Below are 20,787 nucleotides of genomic sequence, written 5' to 3' on the forward strand. Positions count from 1 at the left end.
CCTCTGCCTGTCTGTTTTTTCTCCATGCCCGCACATCCCCCGTCCGGCGATACGCCCGACGCCTCCGTGGCCCCTGACCGCGCCCCCCGCGTTCCCGGCGACCCCCACGCCCCGCCCCGTTCCCTGCGCATCGAAGACTGGCTCACCGTGATCGTGATGGCGCTGCTGGCCCTCATCACCTTCGCGAACGTGCTGGTGCGCTATTTCACCAATTCCTCGTTCGCGTGGACGGAAGAGATCTCGGTCTTTCTGATGATCGTGCTGGCGCTGGTGGCCGGCTCCGCCGCCGTGGCGCGCGACCGGCACATCCGCATCGAATGGTTCGCCGAGCGCGGCTCGCCCGCGCGGCGCCGCTTCCTGGCGCAGTTCGGCGCGGCCCTGGTGGCGGTGCTGTTCGGCGTGATCGCGGTGCTGAGCGTGCGCGTGGTGTACGACGACTTCCGCTTCGACGAAACCTCGCCCGGCATCGGGGTGCCGCAGTGGTGGTATTCGATCTGGCTGCCGATCCTGTCGCTGCTGATCACCTGGCGCGCCATCGGTCTCTACATCCGCCAGGGCCGCCGGCCCGACGCCTTCTTCATGGACGCCGACGCCCAGGGCCTGCCACCGGAGCGCCAGCCATGATCGCCACGCTGCTCTTCGTGGCCTTCCTGGTGCTGATGTTCGTGGGCGTGCCCATCGGCGCGGCGCTGGGCCTGGCGGGTGCCGCCGCCATCGCGCTGGCCAACCAGGAAACCCAATGGCTCGGCCTGCTGGCCGTGCCGCAGAACTTCTACGCCGGCCTGGGCAAATATCCGCTGCTGGCCATTCCCATGTTCGTGCTGGTGGGCTCGATCTTCGACCGGTCCGGCGTGGCGCTGCGCCTCGTCAACTTCGCCGTCGCCATCGTCGGGCGCGGCCCGGGCATGCTGCCGCTGGTGGCGATCGCCGTCGCCATGTTCCTGGGCGGCATCTCGGGCTCGGGCCCGGCCAACGCCGCCGCCGTGGGCGGCGTGATGATCGCGGCCATGAGCCGCGCGGGCTACCCGGGCAGCTTCTCGGCCAGCGTGGTGGGCGCGGCTGCGGCCACCGACATCCTGATCCCGCCTTCGGTCGCCTTCATCATCTATTCGGTGCTGGTGCCGGGTGCCTCGGTGCCCGCGCTGTTCGCGGCCGGCATGATTCCCGGCGTGCTGGCCGGCATCGCGCTGATCGTGCCCGCCGTTTGGCTGGCGCGCCGCCACAAGATGGGCGCGCTGGAGGCTTCCATGCCCCGGCCCGCCTTCTGGAAGAGCCTGCGCGAAGCCTCCTGGGGCCTGGCCGCGCCGGTGCTGATCCTGGGCGGCATGCGCGCGGGCTGGTTCACGCCGACCGAGGCGGCCGTGGTGGCCGTGTTCTACGGCCTGTTCGTGGGCATGTGCATCCACCGCACCATCGGCATGCGCGACCTGTTCCCCATCCTGCGCGAGGCGGGCGAGCTGTCGGCGGTGATCCTGCTGGTGGTGTCGCTGGCCGGCATCTTCGCGTTCTCGCTGTCCACGCTGGGCGTGATCGACCCGGTGGCCAAAGCCATCGTGAGTTCCGGCCTGGGCGAATACGGCGTGCTGGCGCTGCTCATCCTGCTGCTCATCACCGTGGGCATGTTCCTGGACGGCATCTCGATCTTCCTGATCTTCGTGCCGCTGCTGCTGCCGATCATGAACCACTACCAATGGGACCCGGTGTGGTTCGGCGTGATCCTCACGCTGAAGGTGGCGCTCGGCCAGTTCACGCCACCGCTGGCCGTGAACCTGATGGTGTCGTGCCGCATCGCCGGCGTGCGCATGGAATCCACCGTGCGCTGGGTCGGCCCCATGCTGCTGGCCATGGGCCTGGTGATGCTGCTGGTGATCGCCTTTCCGCAGCTCGCCCTCTGGCTGCCCGCGCGGCTGGGCTATTGATCGATTCGAATCCACAAGGAGACTGAGACCATGAAACTGCGCACCTTCCTCACCACCGCCGTGGCCGCTGCCGCCGCCCTCGCCTTCGGCGCCACGCCCGCCCTGGCGCAGGGCAGCGGTGCCACCAACTACAAGAGCGAATACCGCATGTCGCTGGTGCTGGGCACGGCCTTCCCCTGGGGCAAGGGCGGCGAGATCTGGGCCAACAAGGTACGCGAGCGCACGCAGGGCCGCATCAACATCAAGCTCTATCCGGGCGTCTCGCTCATCCAGGGCGACCAGACGCGCGAATTCAGCGCGCTGCGCCAGGGTGTGATCGACATGGCCATCGGCTCCACCATCAACTGGTCGCCGCAGGTCAAGCAGCTGAACCTGTTCTCGCTGCCCTTCCTGTTCCCCGACTACGCCGCCGTCGATGCCGTGACGCAGGGCGACGTGGGCAAGTCCCTCTTCCAGACGCTGGACAAGGCTGGCGTGGTGCCCCTGGCCTGGGGCGAGAACGGCTACCGCGAGATCTCCAACTCCAAGAAGGCCATCAAGAGCCCGGCCGACCTGAAGGGCATGAAGATCCGCGTCGTCGGCTCGCCCCTGTTCCTGGACACCTTCACCGCCCTGGGCGCCAACCCCACGCAGATGAGCTGGGCCGATGCCCAGCCCGCCATGGCCAGCGGCGCCGTGGACGGCCAGGAAAACCCCCTGTCGGTCTACATGGCCGCCAAGCTCTACACCGTGGCGCAAAAGCACATCACGCTCTGGGGCTACATGAACGACCCGCTGGTCTTCGTGGTCAACAAGGACATCTGGAACAGCTGGACGCCCGCCGACCGCGAGATCGTGAAGCAGGCGGCCATCGACGCCGGCAAGGAACAGATCGCCATCGCCCGCAAGGGCCTGGTGGAAGCCGACAAGCCCCTGCTCAAGGAAATCGCCGGCCACGGTGTGACGGTGACCCAGCTCACGGCCGAGGAGCGCGAGGCCTTCACCAAGGCCACCCGGCCGGTGGTGGACAAGTGGAAGGGCCCCATCGGCGCCGACCTGGTGAGCGCGGCGGAAAAGGCGATTGCGGCGCGCAAGCCCTGAACGGCGCAACCTCCCGGCCCCAAGCCCTGCACGCGCGGGGCTTTTTTTCGTGCCGTCAACGCACCCGGGGCGGGTGCTTGATGGCGTTCTTGCGCAGCTTGCGGGTGACGGCGGCCTCCAGATCGACACCCGTGTGATCGGCCAGCTGCAGCAGGTAGAGCAGCACGTCGGCCATCTCCTCGCCCACCCGCTCGCGCCCTTCGGCCTGCTGCGCCAATGACCGAGACTCTTCGGGCGTGAGCCACTGGAACAGCTCCAGCAGTTCCGCCGCCTCCACCATCAAGGCCATTGCTAGGTTCTTGGGCGTGTGGAAGGGCTGCCAGTCGCGGTCGGCGGCAAAGGAGCGCAGTTGCGCCTGGAGATCGTCTATGTCCATGGTGCTTCCCAGATCACTCACTTTTTCATAGCAGCTGGCTTTTGATCCACCAGCGCCAGAGGCCATTTTCATTCCAAATTTTCACCCGCCGCGGCCACGGACGCTGCAATGTCCGCCATCGATCGGAACAGCACCAATGGGTCGTCGCGCGACGCCGCAAACCCCCGCCGCAACCAAAATGCCGCCGCGCCCTCGTCCACCGCATGCACGACCAAGGCACGTCCGCCGATGAGCCGGGCCGCCGCCATGCTGCGCTGCAAGGCGTGCTTGACCAACCCCGTGCCGACGCCCTGGCCCGCCCAGCGGCTGTCCGTGGCCAACTGGCCGAGCAGCAGGCAGGGCACGGGATCGGGCGGCTGTCCGGTGCGGATGGATCGCGGCAGCTGCGCGGGCAGTACCGCTGTGGGCGACAGGCCATAGAAGCCGACCACGCGCCCCTCGACATGCACCACGACCACCGCCGTGAAGCCTTTCTGCTGATGGGACAGTGCGCGGGTCTGCAGCCACCGGTCCAGCGCGGGATGGCCACACGAAAACGAGGCCACCTCATGCTGCGCCGTCAGGGCCTGCGGCCCCTCGATCTTCACGAAGCGCGTTCCCAGGGCGCGGGGCGCTGCAACACCTCCACCATCTCGGGCACCGCCGTGCCGGGCGTGGCAAGCACCGCCAGGAATTCCTCGAAGCCCTCAGGGCTCATGCGGATGGGCAGGGATTCGAGCAAGGCCTCTTCCGCCGCACGCACCGCCGCATCGCGCATGAACTCGGTCCGCGAGCGCCCGCGCAGCATGGCGGCCCGGTCGATCATGGCCAGGTCGCTCACCGCGAGGCGCAGCGAGAGGGGGTGGTTGGCAAGTGGGGTCATTCACGGATTCTATTAGCGTATTGCAAATAGCACTACAAGCCGGTCATACCGCAGATGGTTCTACGGCGCCTGGCAAACCTTCAGCCCCGATCTGGTGCGGGCGCTACTGCGCTACGGCGCTACTGCCCGCCCTGACTTTCGTGGCGCTGCAACGCCCACATGCTCGCGTACCGCCCGCCGCGCGCCAGCAGTTCGGCATGCGTGCCGCGCTCGATGATCTGGCCCGCGTCCATCACCAGGATCTCGTGCGCATCAACCACGGTGGACAGGCGGTGCGCGATCAGCAGCGTGGTCTTGCCTTCGGCCGCGCTCTGCAGCTCGGCCTGGATCGCGCGTTCGTTGGCGGAATCGAGCGCGCTGGTGGCCTCGTCGAAGATCAGGATGGGCGGGTCTTTCAGCAGCGTGCGGGCGATGGCCACGCGCTGCTTTTCGCCACCCGAGAGCTTCAGCCCCCGCTCGCCCACCGGCGTGGCGTAGCCCTGCGGCGTGGCGGCGATGAAGCCGTGGATGCGCGCCGCCTGCGCGGCGGCTTCCACCTCCTGCTGCGTGGCGCCGGGCCGGCCGTAGGCGATGTTGTAGGCGATGGTGTCGTTGAACAGCACGGTGTCCTGCGGCACGATGCCGATGGCGCGGCGCACGCTGTCCTGGGTGACGGCACGCAGGTCCTGCCCGCCCAGCGTGACGCGTCCTGACTGGATGTCGTAGAAGCGGTAGAGCAGCCGCGCCAGGGTGGACTTGCCGGAACCCGATGGGCCCACCACCGCCACGGTACGGCCGGCGGGGATCTCGAAGCTGACCCCGCGCAGGATGGGACGCGCCGGGTCGTAGGCGAAGTGCACGTCCTCGAAGCGCACGGCGGGCGGGCCCTGCAGCACGAGCGGCACGGCACCGGGCGCATCGGCCACCTCGCGCTCGCGGTCCATCAGGGTGAACATCTTGTCCAGGTCGGTCAGGCTCTGCTTGATCTCGCGGTAGATCACGCCCAGGAAGTTGAGCGGTATGTAGAGCTGGATCATGAAGGCGTTGACCATGACCAGGTCGCCCACCGTCATGCGCCCGTCCGCCACGCCCTGCGCGGCGCGCCACAGCATGCAGACCAGGCCGGTGGCGATGATGAGCTGCTGGCCGGTGTTGAGCAGCGACAGCGAGGTCTGGCTTTTCAGCCGCGCGCGGCGCAGGCGCTGCAGGCTCTCGTCGTAGCGGCGCGCCTCGAAGGCCTCGTTGTTGAAGTACTTGACGGTCTCGTAGTTGAGCAGCGAATCCACGGCCTTGGCATGCGCGGCCGAATCGAACTCGTTGGCCTGGCGCCGGAAGTGCGTGCGCCATTCGGTCACGCCCACCGTGAAGGCGATGTAGAGCGCCAGCGCGCCCAGCGTGATCCAGGCGAACCAGGCGTCGAAGCGCACGGCCAGCACCGTGAGCACCATGAACACCTCGATCAGCGTGGCGCCGATGTTGAAGAGGGTGAACGAGATCAGCGACTGGATGCTGCCCATGCCGCGCTCGATGTCGCGCGTCATGCCGCCGGTCTGGCGCTCCAGGTGAAAGCGCAGCGACAGGGCATGCAGATGCTCGAAGGTCTGCAGCGCAATGGTGCGGGCCGCCCCCTGCGTGGCCTTGGCGAAGACGAGTTCGCGCAGCTCGGTGAAGACCGAGGTCGAGAGCCGCAGCAGGCCGTAGGCCACGATCAGCGCCACGGGTACCACCACCACGATGGCCGGGTTGCCGGGCGTGAGGGTCATCGCATCCACCAGGTGCTTGAGCAGCAGCGGCACGCCGACGTTGGCGGTCTTGGCGCCCAGCACGAACACCAGCGCCGCGATCACGCGCCACTTGTATTGCCACAGGTAGGGCAGCAGGCGTGCGATGGTGCCCCAGTCGGAGCGCCGCGGGGCGGGTGGAGCGGCCGGCTCCGAGGACGGCGGGGAATGCGGCGCAGATCGGGTTGCGGCGCTGTGCGGGGACGCGTGGGGATGCGGGGCGTGGGGGGAGGCAGCAGATTCGCCGTGGGGGCGCATGAAGGACAATTCCGGTTGTTGTTTTTACCGAGATTGTGCCCATGACCGAATCCGCCCGCGCGACGCCCCCCTCGGCCGCGCCCGCCACGCCCGCTGCCACCGCCACGCCCGCGCCGACCGCCGCCCTGACCGCGCTGCCGGCCGACAAGGAACTGGTGCTGAAGGTCATCCCCATGCCGGGCGACTGCAACGCCAACGGCGACATCTTCGGCGGCTGGGTGATGGCGCAGGTGGACCTGGCGGGCTCGGTGCTGCCCGCGCGCCATGTGCAGGGCCGCATGGCAACGGTGGCGGTGAATGAATTCGTGTTCAAGCAGCCGGTGCGCGTCGGCGACATCCTCTCCTTCTTCGCCAGCGTGCAGCGAGTGGGCCGCACGTCGGTCACCGTGCAGGTGGAGGTGTATGCCGAGCGTTTCGCCGCGCAGGGCCGCTATGTGAAGGTGACCGAGGCGCGGCTGACCTACGTGGCCATCGATGCGGCCGGCCGGCCGCGGCCGATCGTCGTGGCCGGCGTTGCTGCCGCAGACCCTGCCCCGGGTGGTGCGGCGGCGGCCACCGGCGCCACCCCGCCTGCCGGCGCTTGAATCGACCTGGGGGGCGAGCCCGCCAGACGTTCTGGCACCGCCCGCCTCTGGTGGCGCACCCCAATGACGAAGCCGCCACCGGCTCCCGCTGCGCCGTGATGCGCGGGAAGCCGATGGCGGCTTGCGTGTATCTTCGGGCAGCCTCCGCCCGAACGCAGGAGCGGCGGCGGTAGCGGCGGTAGCGGATGCAGGCCCTGCTCTGGCATGGCCCCCATGCGGTGGTCTCGTGCGCCCCACCTTCCGGTCAACCCGCCGGCATGGCCTGCCGCAGTCAGGCCGCAGCCAGCGCCGGCGAATCGTTGCGGGCGTAGGCGGTGGACGCAGAGGTGCTCGACTGGCCGCGGCCGGCGCTGCCGCCGGCCTCGATCTCGCCGGAGAGCTGGCCGCCCTCTTCGATCACCACCTTGCCGTACCGGATCTTGCCCGTGACCTTGCCGGTGCTGTAGATCACCAGCTTCTGGCGCACCGTCAGCGTGCCGTCGAACTCACCGTGGATCTCGGCGATATCGATCTCGGCCGAACCACGGAAGGCGCCCTGCTCGGCGATCTGGATGACGCGCGAATCCATCGTCGCTTCGACGGTCCCTTCCACCACCAGCGTGTCGCAGTCGGTGATCTCCACTCCCTTGAGCTTGATGTTCGGGCCCACGGTGAGCTTGCTGCCCACTCCCTCACCGGCGGCGGCAGCCGGCGACGTGCCCGTCAGCGGTTTGCTGTTCACGGCCGGGCTGGTGCCCAGCGGATTGGCAGCCGTCGCCGCCGTACCGGGCGTGGTGGCGCCACCCAGCACGGAGCCGGGCTGACGGGGCTGGAATGCGTCGGGTTCACGCTTGCCAAAGAAAGGGTTTTGCACGGCCATCAGATCTCCTTGAAAAGAGGGCCATGCTAGAAGTGCAGAGCAGTGAAAGATCCCAGCGTTACGCAAGAACGGTAACGAAACCGCTCGTTCGTAGCATGCGCTTGCAGGGTTTGCAGCGACACACATCGGGGCAGCGGTGCAGAGTCCCCGCCTGATGTCTCACGCGACGATGTATGCCGCCGCGCCTGCCGCCAGCAGCGCCCCGTCCGCGCCGAAGAATTCCATGCGCGTGCTGGCCACCCGCGAGCCCAGGCGCAGCACTTCAGCGCGCATCGTGAAGTGGTCGCTGTCCACCCCGGGACGCAGATAGTCGATGCGCAGGTCGATGGTGCCCAGGCGGCCGAAGCGCTGCAGCCGCTGGAGGGGTGATTCATCCATGTGCCTGGCGCCGATGGCCGCCATGACCGCCAGCCCGCCCATGGCATCCAGCGACGCGCTGATTACGCCGCCGTGCAGCCGCTGGTGGCCGTAGTGCCCGACGAGGTCGGGCTTCATGTCGATGCGGGCTGCCACCTCGTCGGGCCGCACGCTGTGCACCTTCAGGCCCAGCAGGCGGTGAAAGACGATGCGTTCTTCGAAGATCTCGGTGAGGCCGGCGATGAACTCGGGCTCGAAGTCGGGCAGGGGTTGCACGGTGGAGGCCTGTGTTTCATATGCTATGTTTTTCATAGCATTGGGCGCCCTATGCATGAGCGCTGGAGGATGAATGGGCTTGTTTTTGCAAGCCGACGGCAGGTAGAGGCCGCGCTGGAGCCGGGGTGAGGTACGGACAAAACTGCGGGGGCCACTGCGTGTCGACCCTCCGTCGGTGGCCGGACCTCAGCTGGCGCTGAAGTCCGGGCGGCGTTTTTGACGAAAACTTCTGGCGCCACTGCGTGTCGCTCCACCTCCGGTGGCCGGACTTCAGCTGGCGCTGAAGTCCGGACGGCGTTTTTGACGAAAACTTCTGGCGCCACTGCGTGTCGCCCCGCCTTCGGTGGCCGGAATTCAGCTGGCGCTGAAGTCCGGACGGCGTTTTTGACGAAAACTGCTGGCGCCACTGCGTGTCGCCCCACCTTCGGTGGCGGCCTTCAGCTCGCGCTGAAGTCCGGGCGGCGTTTTTCCATGAAGGCGCTGAAGGCTTCCTTGGCGGCGGGCTGGACCAGCATGCGGCCGAAGCTCTCGCCTTCTTGCGCGATGCGTTCCAGCACTTCGGGTTGCTGGGCGTGCTTCATCAGGCGCTTGGTTTCGATCAGCGACGACAGCGGCTTGGCGGCCAGCTTGCGGGCCTGGGTCTGGGCGACCATGTTGCATTCGGTGGGCGGCACCACGCGGTTGACCAGGCCCACTTCCAGCGCGGCTTCGGCCATGAAGGGTTCGCCCAGCAGCAGCGCTTCGGCGGCCCGGTGGTAGCCGAACATGCGCGGCACGAGCAGGCTGGAGCCGGCTTCGGGGCACAGGCCCAGGTTGACGAAGGGCATGGAGAACGCGGCGTTGTCGCCGGCATAGACCAGGTCGCAATGGAACAGCATGGTGGTGCCGATGCCCACAGCCGGGCCGCAGACGGCGGCGACGACGGGCTTCGGGAAGGTGGCGATGCCGCGCAGGAAGCGGAACACCGGCGAGTCCTGGGTGGACGGCGTCTGCTGCAGGAAGTCGCCGATGTCGTTGCCGGCGCTGAAGATGGCCACGTCGCCCTGCAGCACCACCACGCGCACTTTCGCGTCCTGCGCGGCGGCGTCGAAGGCGTCGGCCAGCGCCGCGTACATGGCGCGGGTGATCGAGTTCTTCTTGTCCAGCCGGTTGAAGGTGATGGTGGTGATGCCGGACTCGGTGTGGACCAGGATGTCCTGCGAGGCGGTGCCTGCCGTGCGGTCCGTGCCGGCCGTGGTGGTGTCGGTCATGTCGTTCATCCTTGTGCTCATTCCTTGTAGTAGACGATCTGGTGGCTGCTGGCCAGCAGCTGGCCGGCGCGGTTCCACAGTTGTGCGGTCTGGTCGAAGAAGCCGTTGCGGAACTCCTGCGCCTGCGCCTGGCCCAGCACATGGCCGGTGCCGGTGGCCTGCAGCTGCGCGCTGCCGGCATGGAAGTACACGGTGAGCGACACCGTGCCCGCCGGCACGCGCTGCGCGCGCCGCAGCCAGACGCGAGGGTAGAACACATCGGCCAGCGCCGCCAACGCGCAGAAGTCCAGCGGCCGCTCGGGCGCGTCGCGCATCCAGAGCCGCGTGAGGCTGCCGGCATGGCTGCGGCCGTCCCATTGCTGGGGCATGTCGCCGGCCACGGGGCGCAGCTCGTACCGGTCCAGCCAGGCCACGCCCAGCCCCTGGCCCAGCGGCTGCAGGCCTTCGGGCGCGGGTGCCTCGGGCATGGGGGTGTCGGTTTCGCTCCATGTTTCGCGGCGCGCCGCAGTCACTGCGGTGCCGGTGGTGGTCGTGACCATCGCGCCATCGGGGCCGGGCTGGGTGATGGACAGCGTCCAGTGCTGGGTGGACCGGTTGGTGCGCACCGGCGTGGCCTGCACGGTGAAGTCGCCCTGCCCCACCGCGCCTGCGTAGTTGACGGTGAGCGACAGCGGCTCGCCGAGCCGCGCGGGGTGCTGCATCACGGCCTGCAGCAGCGTGGCGGCCGTGGCGCCGCCGAAGGGCCCCACCATGTTCCAGTAATCCGGCGTCGTGCGGCCGGTGTAGCGGTCGGCGCCGTCGGGGGTGAGCGCCAGCGCATCGTCTAGAGGGTGCAGAGCATCGGTCATGGTGACTGAGTGTGCCGTGGTTGAGAGCAACGTGCCGTCGTGCCTGCGACTTTGCTTGGCGAAGGGCACGGCCGGACTTCACCAGCAGACGCCGTGGAACTGGCTCCGCCAGGCCACCGGCGTCGTCCCCTTCCCGCGCGCCAGCGCGAGAGAAGGGGCAGAGGGCCGCGGCTCCCAACCTGCCCGCGCAGGTTGGGACGGCCCGAAGAGCTGCCGCCTCTGGCGGCTGCACGGAGCGGCTACGCCGCTCAGGGGGTTGTACCTAGACTTTTTCGAAGATGCCCGCCGCGCCCTGCCCCATGCCCACGCACATCGTGACCATGCCGTACTTCAGGTTCTTGCGGCGCAGCGCATGCACCACCGTGGCGGCGCGGATGGCGCCCGTCGCGCCCAGCGGATGGCCCAGGGCGATGGCGCCGCCCATGGGGTTGACCTTGGCCGGGTCCAGGCCCAGCTGGCGGATGACGGCGAGCGACTGGGCGGCGAAGGCCTCGTTCAGCTCGAACCAGTCGATGTCCTGCTGCTGCAGGCCGGCGTAGCGCAGCGCGGCCGGGATGGCCTCGATCGGGCCGATGCCCATGATGCTGGGCGGCACGCCCTTGCTGGCGAAACTGACGAAGCGCGCCAGCGGGGTCAGGCCGAAGCGCTTGACCGCCGATTCGCTCGCCAGGATCAGCGCGCCCGCGCCGTCGCTGGTCTGCGAGCTGTTGCCCGCCGTGACCGAGCCGCGCGCCGCGAACACGGTCTTGAGCTTGGCCAGGCCCTCCAGGCTGGTGTCGGGGCGGGCGCCCTCGTCCAGCGACACGGTGCGGCTCTTGGCGATGGCCTCGCCGGTGGCGAGGTCAGCCGTGCGGTCGGTCACCTCGATGGGCGTGATCTCATCGGCGAATTCGCCGGCCTGCTGCGCGGCCAGCGCCTTCTGGTGCGACTGCAGCGCGAAGGCGTCCTGGTCTTCGCGGCTCACCTTCCACTGCTGGGCGACCTTCTCGGCCGTGAGGCCCATGCCGTAGGCGATGCCCACGTCGCCGTCCCGCGCGAAGATGCTGGGCGACAGCGAGGGCGTGTTGCCCATCATGGGCACCATGCTCATGCTTTCGACACCGGCGGCGATCATCACCTCGGCCTCGCCCACGCGGATGCGGTCCGCCGCCATCTGCACGGCCGACAGACCCGAGGCGCAGAAGCGGTTGACGGTGATGCCCCCCACGCTGGTGGGCAGCCCCGCCAGCACGGCGCCGATGCGCGCCACGTTCAGGCCTTGCGCGCCTTCGGGAATGGCGCAGCCGCAGATGATGTCCTCGATGGAGGCCGGGTCCAGCCCCGGCACCTGGGCCAGCGCGGCCTTCAGCGTCGTGGCCAGCAGGTCGTCCGGGCGGGTGTTGCGGAAGAAGCCGCGGTGCGACTTGCCGATGGGCGTGCGCGTGGCGGCGACGATGTAGGCGTCCTGCATTTGTTTTGCCATGGAGAAGGCTCCTTGATTCGTTCGACCCATCGACCTCGCGATCGGTGAGTGCATGGTTTGGGTTCGTTCGGTCGGCTACTTGGCGGCGCGGGTGGACGGCACCCAGGCCCAGGTGAATTCGCACTCCACCGGCTCCGCGCCGGTTTCGTCCGTCACCGTGACCTGGACCTGCATCTCGCCCTTGGTTTCGGCCTTCATGGCGGCGCGCTGCGCATCGGTCAGCACCGCCACGGCGCGCAACGCACCGTTGGCGCGCTTGCGGAAGGCCATCTTCATGTCCTTGGCCAGCGGCACGCAGTCGTCGCGCACGTTCAGGCCCACGGCCATGCCGGTGGCCGTCTCGGCCAGCAGGTTCATCGCCGAGGCATGGATGCCGCCGATGTGATTGCGCACCCGGGGCTCGTTGCGCAGCCGCACTTCCACCCGGTTCGGCGACATCTCGACGAACTCCACGCCGGCCGTGCGGGTGAACGGCACGGCGCGGCGCAGCACCAGGTTGCGCACCCAGGGGCGCAGGAACTTCGGGTAGTCGTCGATCTGCTCCAGCTGCAGTTGCAGCCGGTTGGGCGCGAACACGCTAGCCAGGTCCGGGGTCATGGTCATGCGGTCGGCCGATCAGTTGCGCAACGGCTTGCCGGTGTTCAGCATGCCCAGGATGCGTTCTTGCGTTTTGGGGTGCTGGATCAGCGCGCAGAAGGCCTTGCGTTCCAGCGCCATCAGGTATTCCTCGCTCACCAGCGTGCCGGCATCCACGTCGCCGCCGCAGACGATTTCGGCGATCAGCGTGGCGATGTGTTGGTCGTGGTCGCTGATGAAGCCGCCGTCGCGCATGTTGACCAGCGAGCCGCGGATGGTGGCGATGCCGCTGCGCCCGGCCACCGGGAACAGGCGCCTGGCCGGCGCGCGCCAGCCGCTGGCGGCCATGGCCTTCGCTTCGTTCAGCGCGACGAACAGCACCTCGTCCTTGTGCGGCACGACGATGTCGCTCTCCAGCAGATAGCCCAGCTTGCGCGATTCGAGCGCGCTGGTGCCCACCTTGGCCATGGCGGCGGCGGTGAAGCCTTCCGTGAGGAAAGGCAGCAGGTCCTTGCCCGTGGACGCGGCGGCGTTCTCGGCCGCGCGGCGCGCGATGTAGGTCAGGCCGCCCGCACCCGGCACCAGGCCCACGCCCACTTCGACCAGGCCGATGTAGCTTTCCATGTGCGCCACGCGGCGGGCCGAGTACACGGCCAGCTCGCAGCCACCGCCCAGCGCCATGCCGTGGATGGCCGAGATGACCGGCACCTGCGCATAGCGCAGGCGCAGCATCAGGTTCTGCAGTTCCTGCTCCACGCTTTCGATGGCCGAGATGCCGGCGACCACGAAGGCGGGCATGGTGGCCGCCAGGTCGGCGCCCACGCTGAAGGGCCCGTCGCCGGACCAGATCACCAGCCCGTCGTATTCGCGCTCGGCGGTGTCGATGGCCTCGACCAGGCCTTCCATCACGTCGGGGCTGATCGCGTGCATCTTGCTCTGGATGCTGGCGATGAGCACCTTGCCATCGAGCGTCCAGGTGCGCAGCGCGTCGGACCCGGCTACCGTGGTGCCGGCCGTGCGCCAGTCGGGCAGGTTCTTTTCGCCCAGCAGCGGCTCGGGGAAGTGCTGGCGTTCATAGACGGGCAACTGGCGGCGCGGCACGAACTTCGACTGGGAAGCGCTCCACGAGCCCTCGGCCGTGTGCACGCCGCCGGCCTCGGCCACCGGGCCCTTGAACACCCACTCGGGCAGCGGCGCCTTGCTGAGCGCCTTGCCCGCATCGATGTCCTCCTGGATCATCTTCGCCACGTCGAGCCAGCCGGCCTCCTGCCACAGCTCGAACGGGCCCTGCTTCATGCCGAAGCCCCAGCGCATGGCCTGGTCCACGTCGCGGGCGTTGTCGGCAATCGTCGCCAGGTGCACGGCGGCGTAGTGGAAGCTGTTGCGCAGAATGGCCCAGAGGAAGCGGCCCTGCGCGCCCTCGGCGTTGCGCAGCAATTTCAGGCGCTCGGCGGCGGGCTTCTTGAGCATGCGGCCATAGACCTCGTCGGCCTTCTGGCCGCCGGGCACGTATTCGCCCTCGGCCAGGTCGAAGCGCAGGATGTCGCGGCCCACCTTCTTGTAGAAGCCGGCCTTGGACTTTTGGCCCAGGTGCTTCATCTCGATGAGCTTGTTCAGCACTTCGGGCGTGCCGAAGCTGCCGTAGAACGGGTCCGTCTCTTCCGTCAGGTTGTCCTGCAGCGTCTTGATGACATGGGCCATGGTGTCCAGCCCCACCACGTCGGCGGTGCGGAAGGTGCCGCTGGAGGCGCGCCCCAGCTTCTTGCCCGTGAGGTCGTCCACCACGTCGTAGGTGAGGCCGAAGTTCTCCACTTCCTTCATCGTGGCCAGCATGCCGGCGATGCCGACGCGGTTGGCGATGAAGTTAGGCGTGTCGTGCGCGCGCACCACGCCCTTGCCCAGGCCGCTGGTGACGAAGGCTTCGAGCTGGTCCAGCACTTCCGGCCGGGTGGTGGGCGTGTCGATCAGCTCCACCAGCGTCATGTAGCGCGGCGGGTTGAAGAAGTGGATGCCGCAGAAACGCGGCTTGATCGCATCGGGCAGCGCCTCGGAGAGCTTCGTGATCGACAGCCCGGACGTGTTCGACGCCACGATGGCGTTCGGCGCGACGAAGGGCGCGATCTTCTTGTAGAGGTCGAGCTTCCAGTCCATGCGCTCGGCGATGGCCTCGATGACGAGGTCGCATTCGCGCAGCTGGTCCAGGTGCTCTCCGTAGTTGGCCTGGCCGATCAGCGCGGCGTCTTCGGCCACGCCCAAGGGCGCGGGCTTGAGCTTCTTCAGGCCCTCGATGGCCTTGGTGACGATGCCGTTCTTCGGGCCTTCCTTGGCTGGCAGGTCGAACAGCACCACGGGCACCTTCACATTGGCGAGGTGCGCGGCGATCTGCGCGCCCATCACGCCTGCGCCGAGCACGGCGACTTTCTTCACTTGGAATCGGGACATGGTGTTTCTTGTCGAATGGATTTATTGGACGCGCTGCCACGTTTGCGTTCGCCAGAAAGGCCCCAGGTAACCGCGCACTTCCAGCTTGGCGCCGCCGTCGATGGGCGTGAAGCTGGCGCGGTATTCCTTGCCGTTTTCGGGGTCGAGGATCTTGCCGCCTTCCCAGACGTCCTTGCCGTCGGCCTTCCTGCCGCCGCGGATGATCTCCAGCCCGGCGATGGGCTGGCCCTTGCGGTCGTCGGTGCATTCCACGCAGGTGGCGTCCGGGGCCGTGTCTTTCTTCAGCGACTTCTCGATGCGGCCGGTGAGCGCGCCCGCCGCTTCGCCGATGCGGATCTGGGCTTTCGCCTCACCCGTCTTGTCGTCGATGCTGCGCCACGTGCCCACGGGCGTCACCTGGGCCCAGACGGGGGCGGCGATTGCTACACAAAAGATAGCTGCTAGCGCTTTATTCATGAGGGCTCCTGGGCAAAAACGTTGAGAAGATTGCAAGCGTGCGGCGCTCAGGCCAGCGCGGCGTCGGTGTCCATCAGCGGCTTGGCGCCAGCGCGGGCGGTGCGCATCAGCGTGGCCGTTTCGGGGAACAGCTTGGCGAAGTAGAAGCGCGCCGTCTGCAGCTTGGCGACGTAGAACGGGTCGTCGTTGCCGGCGGCGATCTGCCGCAGCGCCACCTGGGCCATGCGGGCGAACAGGTAGCCGAACACCAGGTGGCCGGCCACGCGCAGGTAATCGACGGCGGCGGCACCCACTTCGTCGGGGTTCTGGAAGCCCTTGAAACCGATCTCGGTGGTGAACTTGGTCATCTGCTCGCCCAGCATGGCGATGGGGTTGATGAACTCGGCCATCTTCTCGTTCACACCTTCTTCCTGCACCAGCTGGCCCACCAGCTTGCCCAGTTTTTTGAGCGTGGCACCGTTGTTGCCCAGCACCTTGCGGCCCAGCAGGTCCAGCGACTGGATGGTGTTGGTGCCTTCATAGATCATGTTGATGCGGTTGTCCCGCACGAACTGCTCCATGCCCCATTCCTTGATGAAGCCGTGGCCGCCGAAGACCTGCATGCAGTGGTTGGTGGCAATGTGGCCGTTGTCGGTGATGAAGGCCTTGACGATGGGCGTCAGCAGCGCCACCAGTTCGTCCGAGTCCTTGCGCACCTTTTCGTCCGGGTGGCTGTGCGCCTTGTCCAGCAGCAGCGTGCAGTAGATCTGCAGCGCGCGGGCGCCTTCGGCATAGGCCTTGGCCGTCAGCAGCATCTTGCGCACGTCGGGGTGCACGATGATCGGATCGGCTTCCTTGTCCTTGGCTTTGGTGCCCGACAGGCTGCGCATCTGGGTGCGGTCCTTGGCATAGGCCAGCGCGTTCTGGAAGGCCACTTCGGTCAGCCCCAGCGACTGGTTGCCCACGCCCAGGCGGGCCGCGTTCATCATCACGAACATGGCCTGCAGGCCCTTGTGCGGCTGGCCGACCAGGGTGCCGATGGCGCCATCGATGGCGATCTGCGCGGTGGCGTTGCCGTGGATGCCCATCTTGTGCTCGAGGCCGGCGCAGAAGATCGGGTTGCGCTCGCCCAGGGAGCCGTCGGCATTCACCAGGTACTTGGGCACCACGAACAGGCTGATGCCCTTGCTGCCCTTGGGCGCATCGGGCAGGCGGGCCAGCACCAGGTGGACGATGTTCTCGGTGAAGTCGTGCTCGCCGGCGCTGATGAAGATTTTGTTGCCGGTGATCTTGTACGTGCCTTCCGGTGCGCCGGCCACGGGCTCGGCCTTGGTGCGCAGCATCCCGAGGTCGGTGCCGCAGTGGGGCTCGGTCAGGCACATGGTGCCGGTCCACTCGCCGCTCACCAGCTTGGGCAGGTAGGTCTTCTTCTGCTCGTCGGTGCCGTGCGCCACCAGCGCCTCGTAGGCGCCGTGCGAGAGGCCCGGGTACATCGTCCAGGCCTGGTTGGCGCTGTTGAGCATTTCGTAGAGGCATTGATTCACCACGAACGGCAGGCCCTGGCCGCCGTATTCCGGGTCGCACGACAGCGCCGCCCAGCCGCCCTCGATGTACTGCGCATAGGCTTCCTTGAAGCCCTTGGGCGTGGTCACTTCATGCGTCTGCTTGTCGAGCGTGCAGCCCTCTTCGTCGCCCGAGATGTTGAGCGGGAACGCCACGCCGGCGGCGAACTTGCCGGCCTCTTCCAGCACGGCATTGATGGTGTCCTCATCGACCTCGGCATGCCGGGGAATGGCCTTGAACTCGTCGGTGACGCGGAAGACCTCGTGCATCACGAATTGCATGTCGCGCAGGGGCGGCGTGTAGCTGGGCATGTTGGCTCCTGAAAGGGTAGGACTGAAGAAAAAAAGGGAAGGAGGAAGTCGTTGGAGAACGAAGGGATGGGCCCGCTGCGGTCAGCCGCCGCTGGCTTCGGCCACGCCGTAGCGGGCCAGGATGTTGTCGAAGCCGGCATGCGCGCGGTCGATGGAGCCGGGCGTCTGCAGGAAGCGCGCCTCGTAGTGCAGCGCCAGAATCAGGCCGTGGATCTCGAACAGCATCTGCTCGGGGTTCACGTCGGCACGCAGCTCGCCCAGTTCCATGGACTGCTCGATGGCACGCTTCATCGCGGCCAGCCAGGTCAGCACCGAGCTGGCGAGCGCGTCGCGCACCGGGCCGGCGCGGTCGTCGAACTCCACCGCACCGCTGATGTAGATGCAGCCCGAATCGATCTCGATGGAGGTGCGCTGCATCCAGTTGCCGAACATGGCACGCAAACGGGCCACGCCACGCGGAGCGGCCATGGCGGGGTAGAACACCTCCTGCTCGAAACGGGCGTGGTATTCGCGCACCACCGAAATCTGCAGTTCCTCGCGCGAGCCGAAGTGCGCGAACACGCCGGACTTGCTCATGCCGGTGACGTCGGCCAGCGCGCCGATGGACAGCCCTTCCAGCCCGATGTGCGTGGCCAGGCCCAGGGCGGCCTCGACGATCACCGCCTTCGTCTGCTGGCCCTTCTGCAGGGCGCGCCCATCGCGCGCGGCCGCGCGCACGGGTTTGGTGGGAGAGGACGTATCAGCCATGCGTAAAATAAAACGAACGATCGTTCTATTTTGCATGAAAACCTGCGGTAGAGCTCAGTTCCTGGTGGCGGATGGGGGCTTGCCAGGGAAAACCCTGAAGCCGGCGATGGGTGGGCTTGCGGGCCGTCTCACCGGCCTGCAGCGGCGGCGGTGCGCGCGTTGCAGGAAGCCTGCGCTCACTGGCTTGGCTGGGTGACGATGCTGGGGAGGGTGCGGAGGGTGCGGCCGGGACCCTGTCACAAGGTCTGACTCCACGGGCGGGGGATCAGAAATCAGTATTTCGCTAGCTTCATGCCGTGGCTTCGACAGGCTCGGCCCGAACGGGCGGTGGTGCAGTGAAGGCGGATCACGCACCGCACCGCCCCTTCACAGCACCCGGCGCGCCGACGCTGCGCCCCCCCGAGTCGCGCCATCCCGCGCAGCGCGCCTTCCCCATCCCGCCGAACCGCCAATGGCCTTGCGCCAGCCGGCAGGTTGAGCCTGCGCCCTAGACCAGCAACTGCAGCGAGGCGTCCAGATGCTCGGTGGGCAGGCGCCGGAAGCCCGAACGCGCGAAGCGCTGCAGCCGGCCGCGCACCAGATCGCACAGCGCCGCCGCGCGCACCTGGGCGTCGACGGTCGGCGTGGCGGCGCCGGCAGCGTCCGCCGCCGGCCGCAGGCACAGCCGCAGCGACGACTCGATCCGGTCGAAGAACTGGTTCATGCGCTGCAGCAGGCGCTCGTTTTCCAGCACCAGCGCATCGCCCACCATCACGCGGACCATGCCCGGATTGCGCTCACCGAACTGCAGCACCAGCGCGGCGATGCGCGCCGCGCGCTGGGCGCCGTCGGCCGGGCCGGACTGTTCGGCGGGGCGCTCCATGATCTGGTGGACCAGGGTGAAAACGCTTTGCTCGATGAACTCGATCAGGCCCTCGAACATCTGCGCCTTGCTGGCGAAATGGCGGTAGAGCGCCGCCTCGCTCACCTGCAGTCGCGCCGCCAGGGCGGCAGTGGTGATGCGCTCGGCACCAGGCTGCTCCAGCATGCCCGCCAGCGTCTGCAGGATCTGCACGCGGCGCTCGCCGGGCGGCGGCCTGCGGCGCACGGCGGCGGCAGCGGGCTCGTCTTTCGCGGGCGTGGGTGAGGGGTCTGACGCAGTGGAGAGCAGAGCGGGAGCGGGTCGCGTGTCGGTGTCGGGAGGGAGTGCGGACATGGCAGCCAATGTGTGCAATTGATTCTCGCACAGCGATCCTGACCACCCGCCCCGCCCCGCCCTGCCCTGCCCTGCCCTCCCCCGCCCCGGGCCAGCGCCGGAAGGAGATCGCCACCGCCCGCCGGAGGCGATCAGGCCGTTTGCGTCCCGGCCTGGAAGCGCACCGTGACCAGCAGCCCCTGGCCGGCTGCACCCGCGGCGAGCGTGAGGCTGGCGCGATGGACGTGGGCGATCTCGTCCGCGATGGCCAGGCCCAGGCCGGTGCCCTCGCCCACCGAACCCGGCAACCGGTAGAAGCGCTGCATGACCCGCTGCCGTTCGGCGTCGGGCACGCCAGGGCCGTCGTCCTCCACCTGCAGGAAGGCATGCCCGCCGCGCATGCCGGAGCGCAGCGTGACGCTGCCGCCCGCCGGCGTGTACCTGATGGCGTTGTCGACCAGGTTGGACAGCATCTCGCGCAGCAGCCAGCCGTGGCCGGCCGTGGCCGCCGGCTCCGTCTCCAGCCCCAGGTCGATGCCCTTGGCGGTGGCGGCGTCGAGAAAGGCCTCGAGCAGGCTTTCGCACAGCGCCTTCAAGTCGACCGACTGCGGCGGCTGGGCGTCGAGGCTGCGCGCATCGGCGCGGGAAAGCGCCAGCAACTGGTGCGCCAGCTTGGAAGTGCGCCGGGTGGCCTGCCGCAGCTTCTGCAGCTCAGATGCTCCCAAAGAAATAGCACCACGCCCAGCAGCATCAAGCGCGAGAGGCTGGTTTGACCTGGATTGCGACTGGCCGCCCCGCCCGGGCTCGCCCGCCTCCCCGGCCGACTGGGCCGCCAGCGCCCAGGCCTCCACCTGCGCCTGCAGCCCGGCGAGCGGGGTACGCAGCTGGTGGGCCGCGTCGGCCACGAAGCGCCGCTGGCTCTCCGCCTGCGCGTTGACCAGCGCGAACAGGCGGTTGAGGGCATCGACCAGCGGCCGCACTTCGGCGGGCGAGGCGGATTCGTCGATGGGGCTCAGGTCGCGCGGAGAACGGTGCTCGACGGCGCCCGTCAGCTCCACCAGCGGTTTGAAGGCGCGCCGCACCGCCCAATGAATGGCCAGGGCCGCGGCGGCGATGAGCGCCAGGTTGGGCAGCAGCACGCGCAGCAGCAGCTGCCGCCCCCACTGCTGGCGGGCATCGGATCCATCGGCCAGTGCCACCACCAATTCCCCGGCGCTGGTGCGGCCGCGCTGCACCGCCACGCGGTAGATGATCTGGTCGTGTTCGACGCTGTGGAATTCCGGCACCGCCGTGGTCGGCACCGCGCTGCCCAGCCAGTCGTCGCCGAGCAGCACGCGGCCCGTCAGGTCCTGCACGCTGAAGCCCGAGAAGCCGGCGTTCTGCCGCAGGAACTCTTCGACAGGCGGCGCCAGCAGCAGCAGCGGCTGGCCGTCCTCGGTCATGGCGGGCGAGAGGATGGAGTCGGCCAGCGCGGGCAGCAGCCGCATCAGCCGCTGGTCGTGGCGGCCGGCGGCCTCGTCGGCCGAGCGGTAGTCCAGCCAGGCGCCGATCATGGCCAGCACGCACAGCGGCGCCACCAACAGCAGCAGCAGCCGGTTGCGCAGGTCGGCCGTCACGGGACGCGGCGCAGATCGGCGGAAAGCTTGCG

Annotated in this window: 20 protein-coding genes; 4 read left to right on the forward strand and 16 right to left on the reverse strand. The window is 68.4% G+C overall.

The window, feature by feature from the left end; translation table 11 throughout:
• Positions 1-24: 24 nt before the first annotated feature.
• From ASF94_RS18540 to ASF94_RS18550, 3 genes are read left to right on the forward strand one after another with little or no spacing between them, the layout of a single operon-like run.
• Entirely contained in the window at positions 25-624 is a 600-nt protein-coding gene (locus tag ASF94_RS18540; RefSeq protein WP_056670050.1) for a TRAP transporter small permease, read from the forward strand.
• On the forward strand, positions 621-1,919 hold the full coding sequence (locus ASF94_RS18545; RefSeq protein ID WP_056670051.1) for a TRAP transporter large permease: 1,299 nt from the start codon (positions 621-623) through the stop codon (positions 1,917-1,919). Before ASF94_RS18540 ends, ASF94_RS18545 begins: the two co-directional genes overlap by 4 nt.
• Positions 1,920-1,949: 30 nt before the next feature.
• The gene (locus ASF94_RS18550; protein ID WP_056670052.1) at positions 1,950-2,999 is read left to right on the forward strand and encodes a DctP family TRAP transporter solute-binding subunit; all 1,050 of its coding nucleotides are present in this window, start codon (positions 1,950-1,952) and stop codon (positions 2,997-2,999) included.
• Positions 3,000-3,054: 55 nt separating this feature from the next.
• Here the strand turns inward: ASF94_RS18550 and ASF94_RS18555 are convergent, their stop codons facing one another.
• From ASF94_RS18555 to ASF94_RS18570, 4 genes are all read right to left on the reverse strand, one after another.
• On the reverse strand, positions 3,055-3,375 hold the full coding sequence (locus ASF94_RS18555; RefSeq protein WP_056670054.1) for a nucleotide pyrophosphohydrolase: 321 nt from the start codon (positions 3,373-3,375) through the stop codon (positions 3,055-3,057).
• Between the two features lie 68 nt (positions 3,376-3,443).
• The gene (locus ASF94_RS18560; RefSeq protein ID WP_056670058.1) at positions 3,444-3,962 is read right to left on the reverse strand and encodes a GNAT family N-acetyltransferase; all 519 of its coding nucleotides are present in this window, start codon (positions 3,960-3,962) and stop codon (positions 3,444-3,446) included.
• Complete coding sequence (locus tag ASF94_RS18565; RefSeq protein WP_056670059.1) at positions 3,959-4,237, reverse strand: DUF1778 domain-containing protein; 279 nt, start codon at positions 4,235-4,237, stop codon at positions 3,959-3,961. The genes ASF94_RS18560 and ASF94_RS18565 overlap by 4 nt, the downstream gene beginning before the upstream one ends.
• 119 nt (positions 4,238-4,356) lie before the next feature.
• A complete protein-coding gene (locus ASF94_RS18570; RefSeq protein WP_082493408.1) occupies positions 4,357-6,255 on the reverse strand; it encodes an ABC transporter ATP-binding protein/permease in 1,899 nt (632 codons plus the stop codon).
• Positions 6,256-6,296: 41 nt separating this feature from the next.
• On the opposite strand from ASF94_RS18570, the gene ASF94_RS18575 reads away from it, so the two are divergent.
• A complete protein-coding gene (locus ASF94_RS18575) occupies positions 6,297-6,839 on the forward strand; it encodes an acyl-CoA thioesterase (RefSeq protein WP_082493409.1) in 543 nt (180 codons plus the stop codon).
• 271 nt (positions 6,840-7,110) lie between these two features.
• On the opposite strand, the gene ASF94_RS18580 is transcribed toward ASF94_RS18575, so the two are convergent.
• The 12 genes from ASF94_RS18580 to ASF94_RS18635 form a co-directional block, all read right to left on the reverse strand.
• A complete protein-coding gene (locus tag ASF94_RS18580; RefSeq protein WP_056670061.1) occupies positions 7,111-7,698 on the reverse strand; it encodes a polymer-forming cytoskeletal protein in 588 nt (195 codons plus the stop codon).
• A gap of 159 nt (positions 7,699-7,857) precedes the next feature.
• Positions 7,858-8,367, reverse strand: a complete 510-nt coding sequence (locus ASF94_RS18585) for a thioesterase family protein (RefSeq protein ID WP_056670064.1) — start codon at positions 8,365-8,367, stop codon at positions 7,858-7,860.
• Positions 8,368-8,768: 401 nt separating this feature from the next.
• Positions 8,769-9,581 carry an enoyl-CoA hydratase gene (locus ASF94_RS18590; protein WP_056670577.1) on the reverse strand — a complete coding sequence of 271 codons (813 nt, stop codon included), beginning with the start codon at positions 9,579-9,581 and terminating at the stop codon, positions 8,769-8,771.
• 17 nt (positions 9,582-9,598) lie between these two features.
• On the reverse strand, positions 9,599-10,429 hold the full coding sequence (locus tag ASF94_RS18595) for an acyl-CoA thioesterase II (protein WP_056670067.1): 831 nt from the start codon (positions 10,427-10,429) through the stop codon (positions 9,599-9,601).
• 262 nt (positions 10,430-10,691) lie between these two features.
• Entirely contained in the window at positions 10,692-11,891 is a 1,200-nt protein-coding gene (locus tag ASF94_RS18600; RefSeq protein ID WP_056670070.1) for an acetyl-CoA C-acyltransferase, read from the reverse strand.
• 75 nt (positions 11,892-11,966) lie between these two features.
• Positions 11,967-12,494: a DUF4442 domain-containing protein gene (locus ASF94_RS18605; protein WP_082493410.1), complete on the reverse strand. Its 528-nt coding sequence runs from the start codon at positions 12,492-12,494 to the stop codon at positions 11,967-11,969.
• A 12-nt stretch (positions 12,495-12,506) separates the two neighbouring features.
• A complete protein-coding gene (locus tag ASF94_RS18610; protein WP_056670074.1) occupies positions 12,507-14,909 on the reverse strand; it encodes a 3-hydroxyacyl-CoA dehydrogenase/enoyl-CoA hydratase family protein in 2,403 nt (800 codons plus the stop codon).
• 21 nt (positions 14,910-14,930) lie between these two features.
• Positions 14,931-15,365 carry a DUF2147 domain-containing protein gene (locus tag ASF94_RS18615; protein WP_056670075.1) on the reverse strand — a complete coding sequence of 145 codons (435 nt, stop codon included), beginning with the start codon at positions 15,363-15,365 and terminating at the stop codon, positions 14,931-14,933.
• Positions 15,366-15,412: 47 nt separating this feature from the next.
• Entirely contained in the window at positions 15,413-17,218 is a 1,806-nt protein-coding gene (locus tag ASF94_RS18620) for an acyl-CoA dehydrogenase C-terminal domain-containing protein (protein WP_056670076.1), read from the reverse strand.
• Positions 17,219-17,299: 81 nt separating this feature from the next.
• Positions 17,300-17,965 (reverse strand): TetR/AcrR family transcriptional regulator, encoded by a 666-nt coding sequence (locus ASF94_RS18625; protein ID WP_056670079.1) that lies wholly within the window; start codon positions 17,963-17,965, stop codon positions 17,300-17,302.
• Positions 17,966-18,452: 487 nt separating this feature from the next.
• Positions 18,453-19,160 carry a nucleoid occlusion factor SlmA gene (slmA, locus tag ASF94_RS18630; protein ID WP_082493411.1) on the reverse strand — a complete coding sequence of 236 codons (708 nt, stop codon included), beginning with the start codon at positions 19,158-19,160 and terminating at the stop codon, positions 18,453-18,455.
• 131 nt (positions 19,161-19,291) lie between these two features.
• Positions 19,292-20,755: a sensor histidine kinase gene (locus ASF94_RS18635; protein ID WP_056670081.1), complete on the reverse strand. Its 1,464-nt coding sequence runs from the start codon at positions 20,753-20,755 to the stop codon at positions 19,292-19,294.
• Positions 20,756-20,787 lie beyond the last annotated feature (32 nt).

The organism is Acidovorax sp. Leaf160, from assembly GCF_001424265.1.
Taxonomy (GTDB): Bacteria; Pseudomonadota; Gammaproteobacteria; order Burkholderiales; family Burkholderiaceae_C; genus Paracidovorax.

Coding starts and splice junctions, on each gene's coding strand:
- ASF94_RS18540 (WP_056670050.1), top strand. CDS start 25: ATGCCCGCACATCCCCCGTCCGGCGATACGCCCGACGCCTCCGTGGCC.
- ASF94_RS18545 (WP_056670051.1), top strand. CDS start 621: ATGATCGCCACGCTGCTCTTCGTGGCCTTCCTGGTGCTGATGTTCGTG.
- ASF94_RS18550 (WP_056670052.1), top strand. CDS start 1,950: ATGAAACTGCGCACCTTCCTCACCACCGCCGTGGCCGCTGCCGCCGCC.
- ASF94_RS18555 (WP_056670054.1), bottom strand. CDS start 3,375: ATGGACATAGACGATCTCCAGGCGCAACTGCGCTCCTTTGCCGCCGAC.
- ASF94_RS18565 (WP_056670059.1), bottom strand. CDS start 4,237: ATGACCCCACTTGCCAACCACCCCCTCTCGCTGCGCCTCGCGGTGAGC.
- ASF94_RS18570 (WP_082493408.1), bottom strand. CDS start 6,255: ATGCGCCCCCACGGCGAATCTGCTGCCTCCCCCCACGCCCCGCATCCC.
- ASF94_RS18575 (WP_082493409.1), top strand. CDS start 6,297: ATGACCGAATCCGCCCGCGCGACGCCCCCCTCGGCCGCGCCCGCCACG.
- ASF94_RS18580 (WP_056670061.1), bottom strand. CDS start 7,698: ATGGCCGTGCAAAACCCTTTCTTTGGCAAGCGTGAACCCGACGCATTC.
- ASF94_RS18585 (WP_056670064.1), bottom strand. CDS start 8,367: ATGAAAAACATAGCATATGAAACACAGGCCTCCACCGTGCAACCCCTG.
- ASF94_RS18590 (WP_056670577.1), bottom strand. CDS start 9,581: ATGACCGACACCACCACGGCCGGCACGGACCGCACGGCAGGCACCGCC.
- ASF94_RS18595 (WP_056670067.1), bottom strand. CDS start 10,429: ATGACCGATGCTCTGCACCCTCTAGACGATGCGCTGGCGCTCACCCCC.
- ASF94_RS18600 (WP_056670070.1), bottom strand. CDS start 11,891: ATGGCAAAACAAATGCAGGACGCCTACATCGTCGCCGCCACGCGCACG.
- ASF94_RS18605 (WP_082493410.1), bottom strand. CDS start 12,494: ATGACCATGACCCCGGACCTGGCTAGCGTGTTCGCGCCCAACCGGCTG.
- ASF94_RS18610 (WP_056670074.1), bottom strand. CDS start 14,909: ATGTCCCGATTCCAAGTGAAGAAAGTCGCCGTGCTCGGCGCAGGCGTG.
- ASF94_RS18615 (WP_056670075.1), bottom strand. CDS start 15,365: ATGAATAAAGCGCTAGCAGCTATCTTTTGTGTAGCAATCGCCGCCCCC.
- ASF94_RS18620 (WP_056670076.1), bottom strand. CDS start 17,218: ATGCCCAGCTACACGCCGCCCCTGCGCGACATGCAATTCGTGATGCAC.
- ASF94_RS18625 (WP_056670079.1), bottom strand. CDS start 17,965: ATGGCTGATACGTCCTCTCCCACCAAACCCGTGCGCGCGGCCGCGCGC.
- slmA (WP_082493411.1), bottom strand. CDS start 19,160: ATGTCCGCACTCCCTCCCGACACCGACACGCGACCCGCTCCCGCTCTG.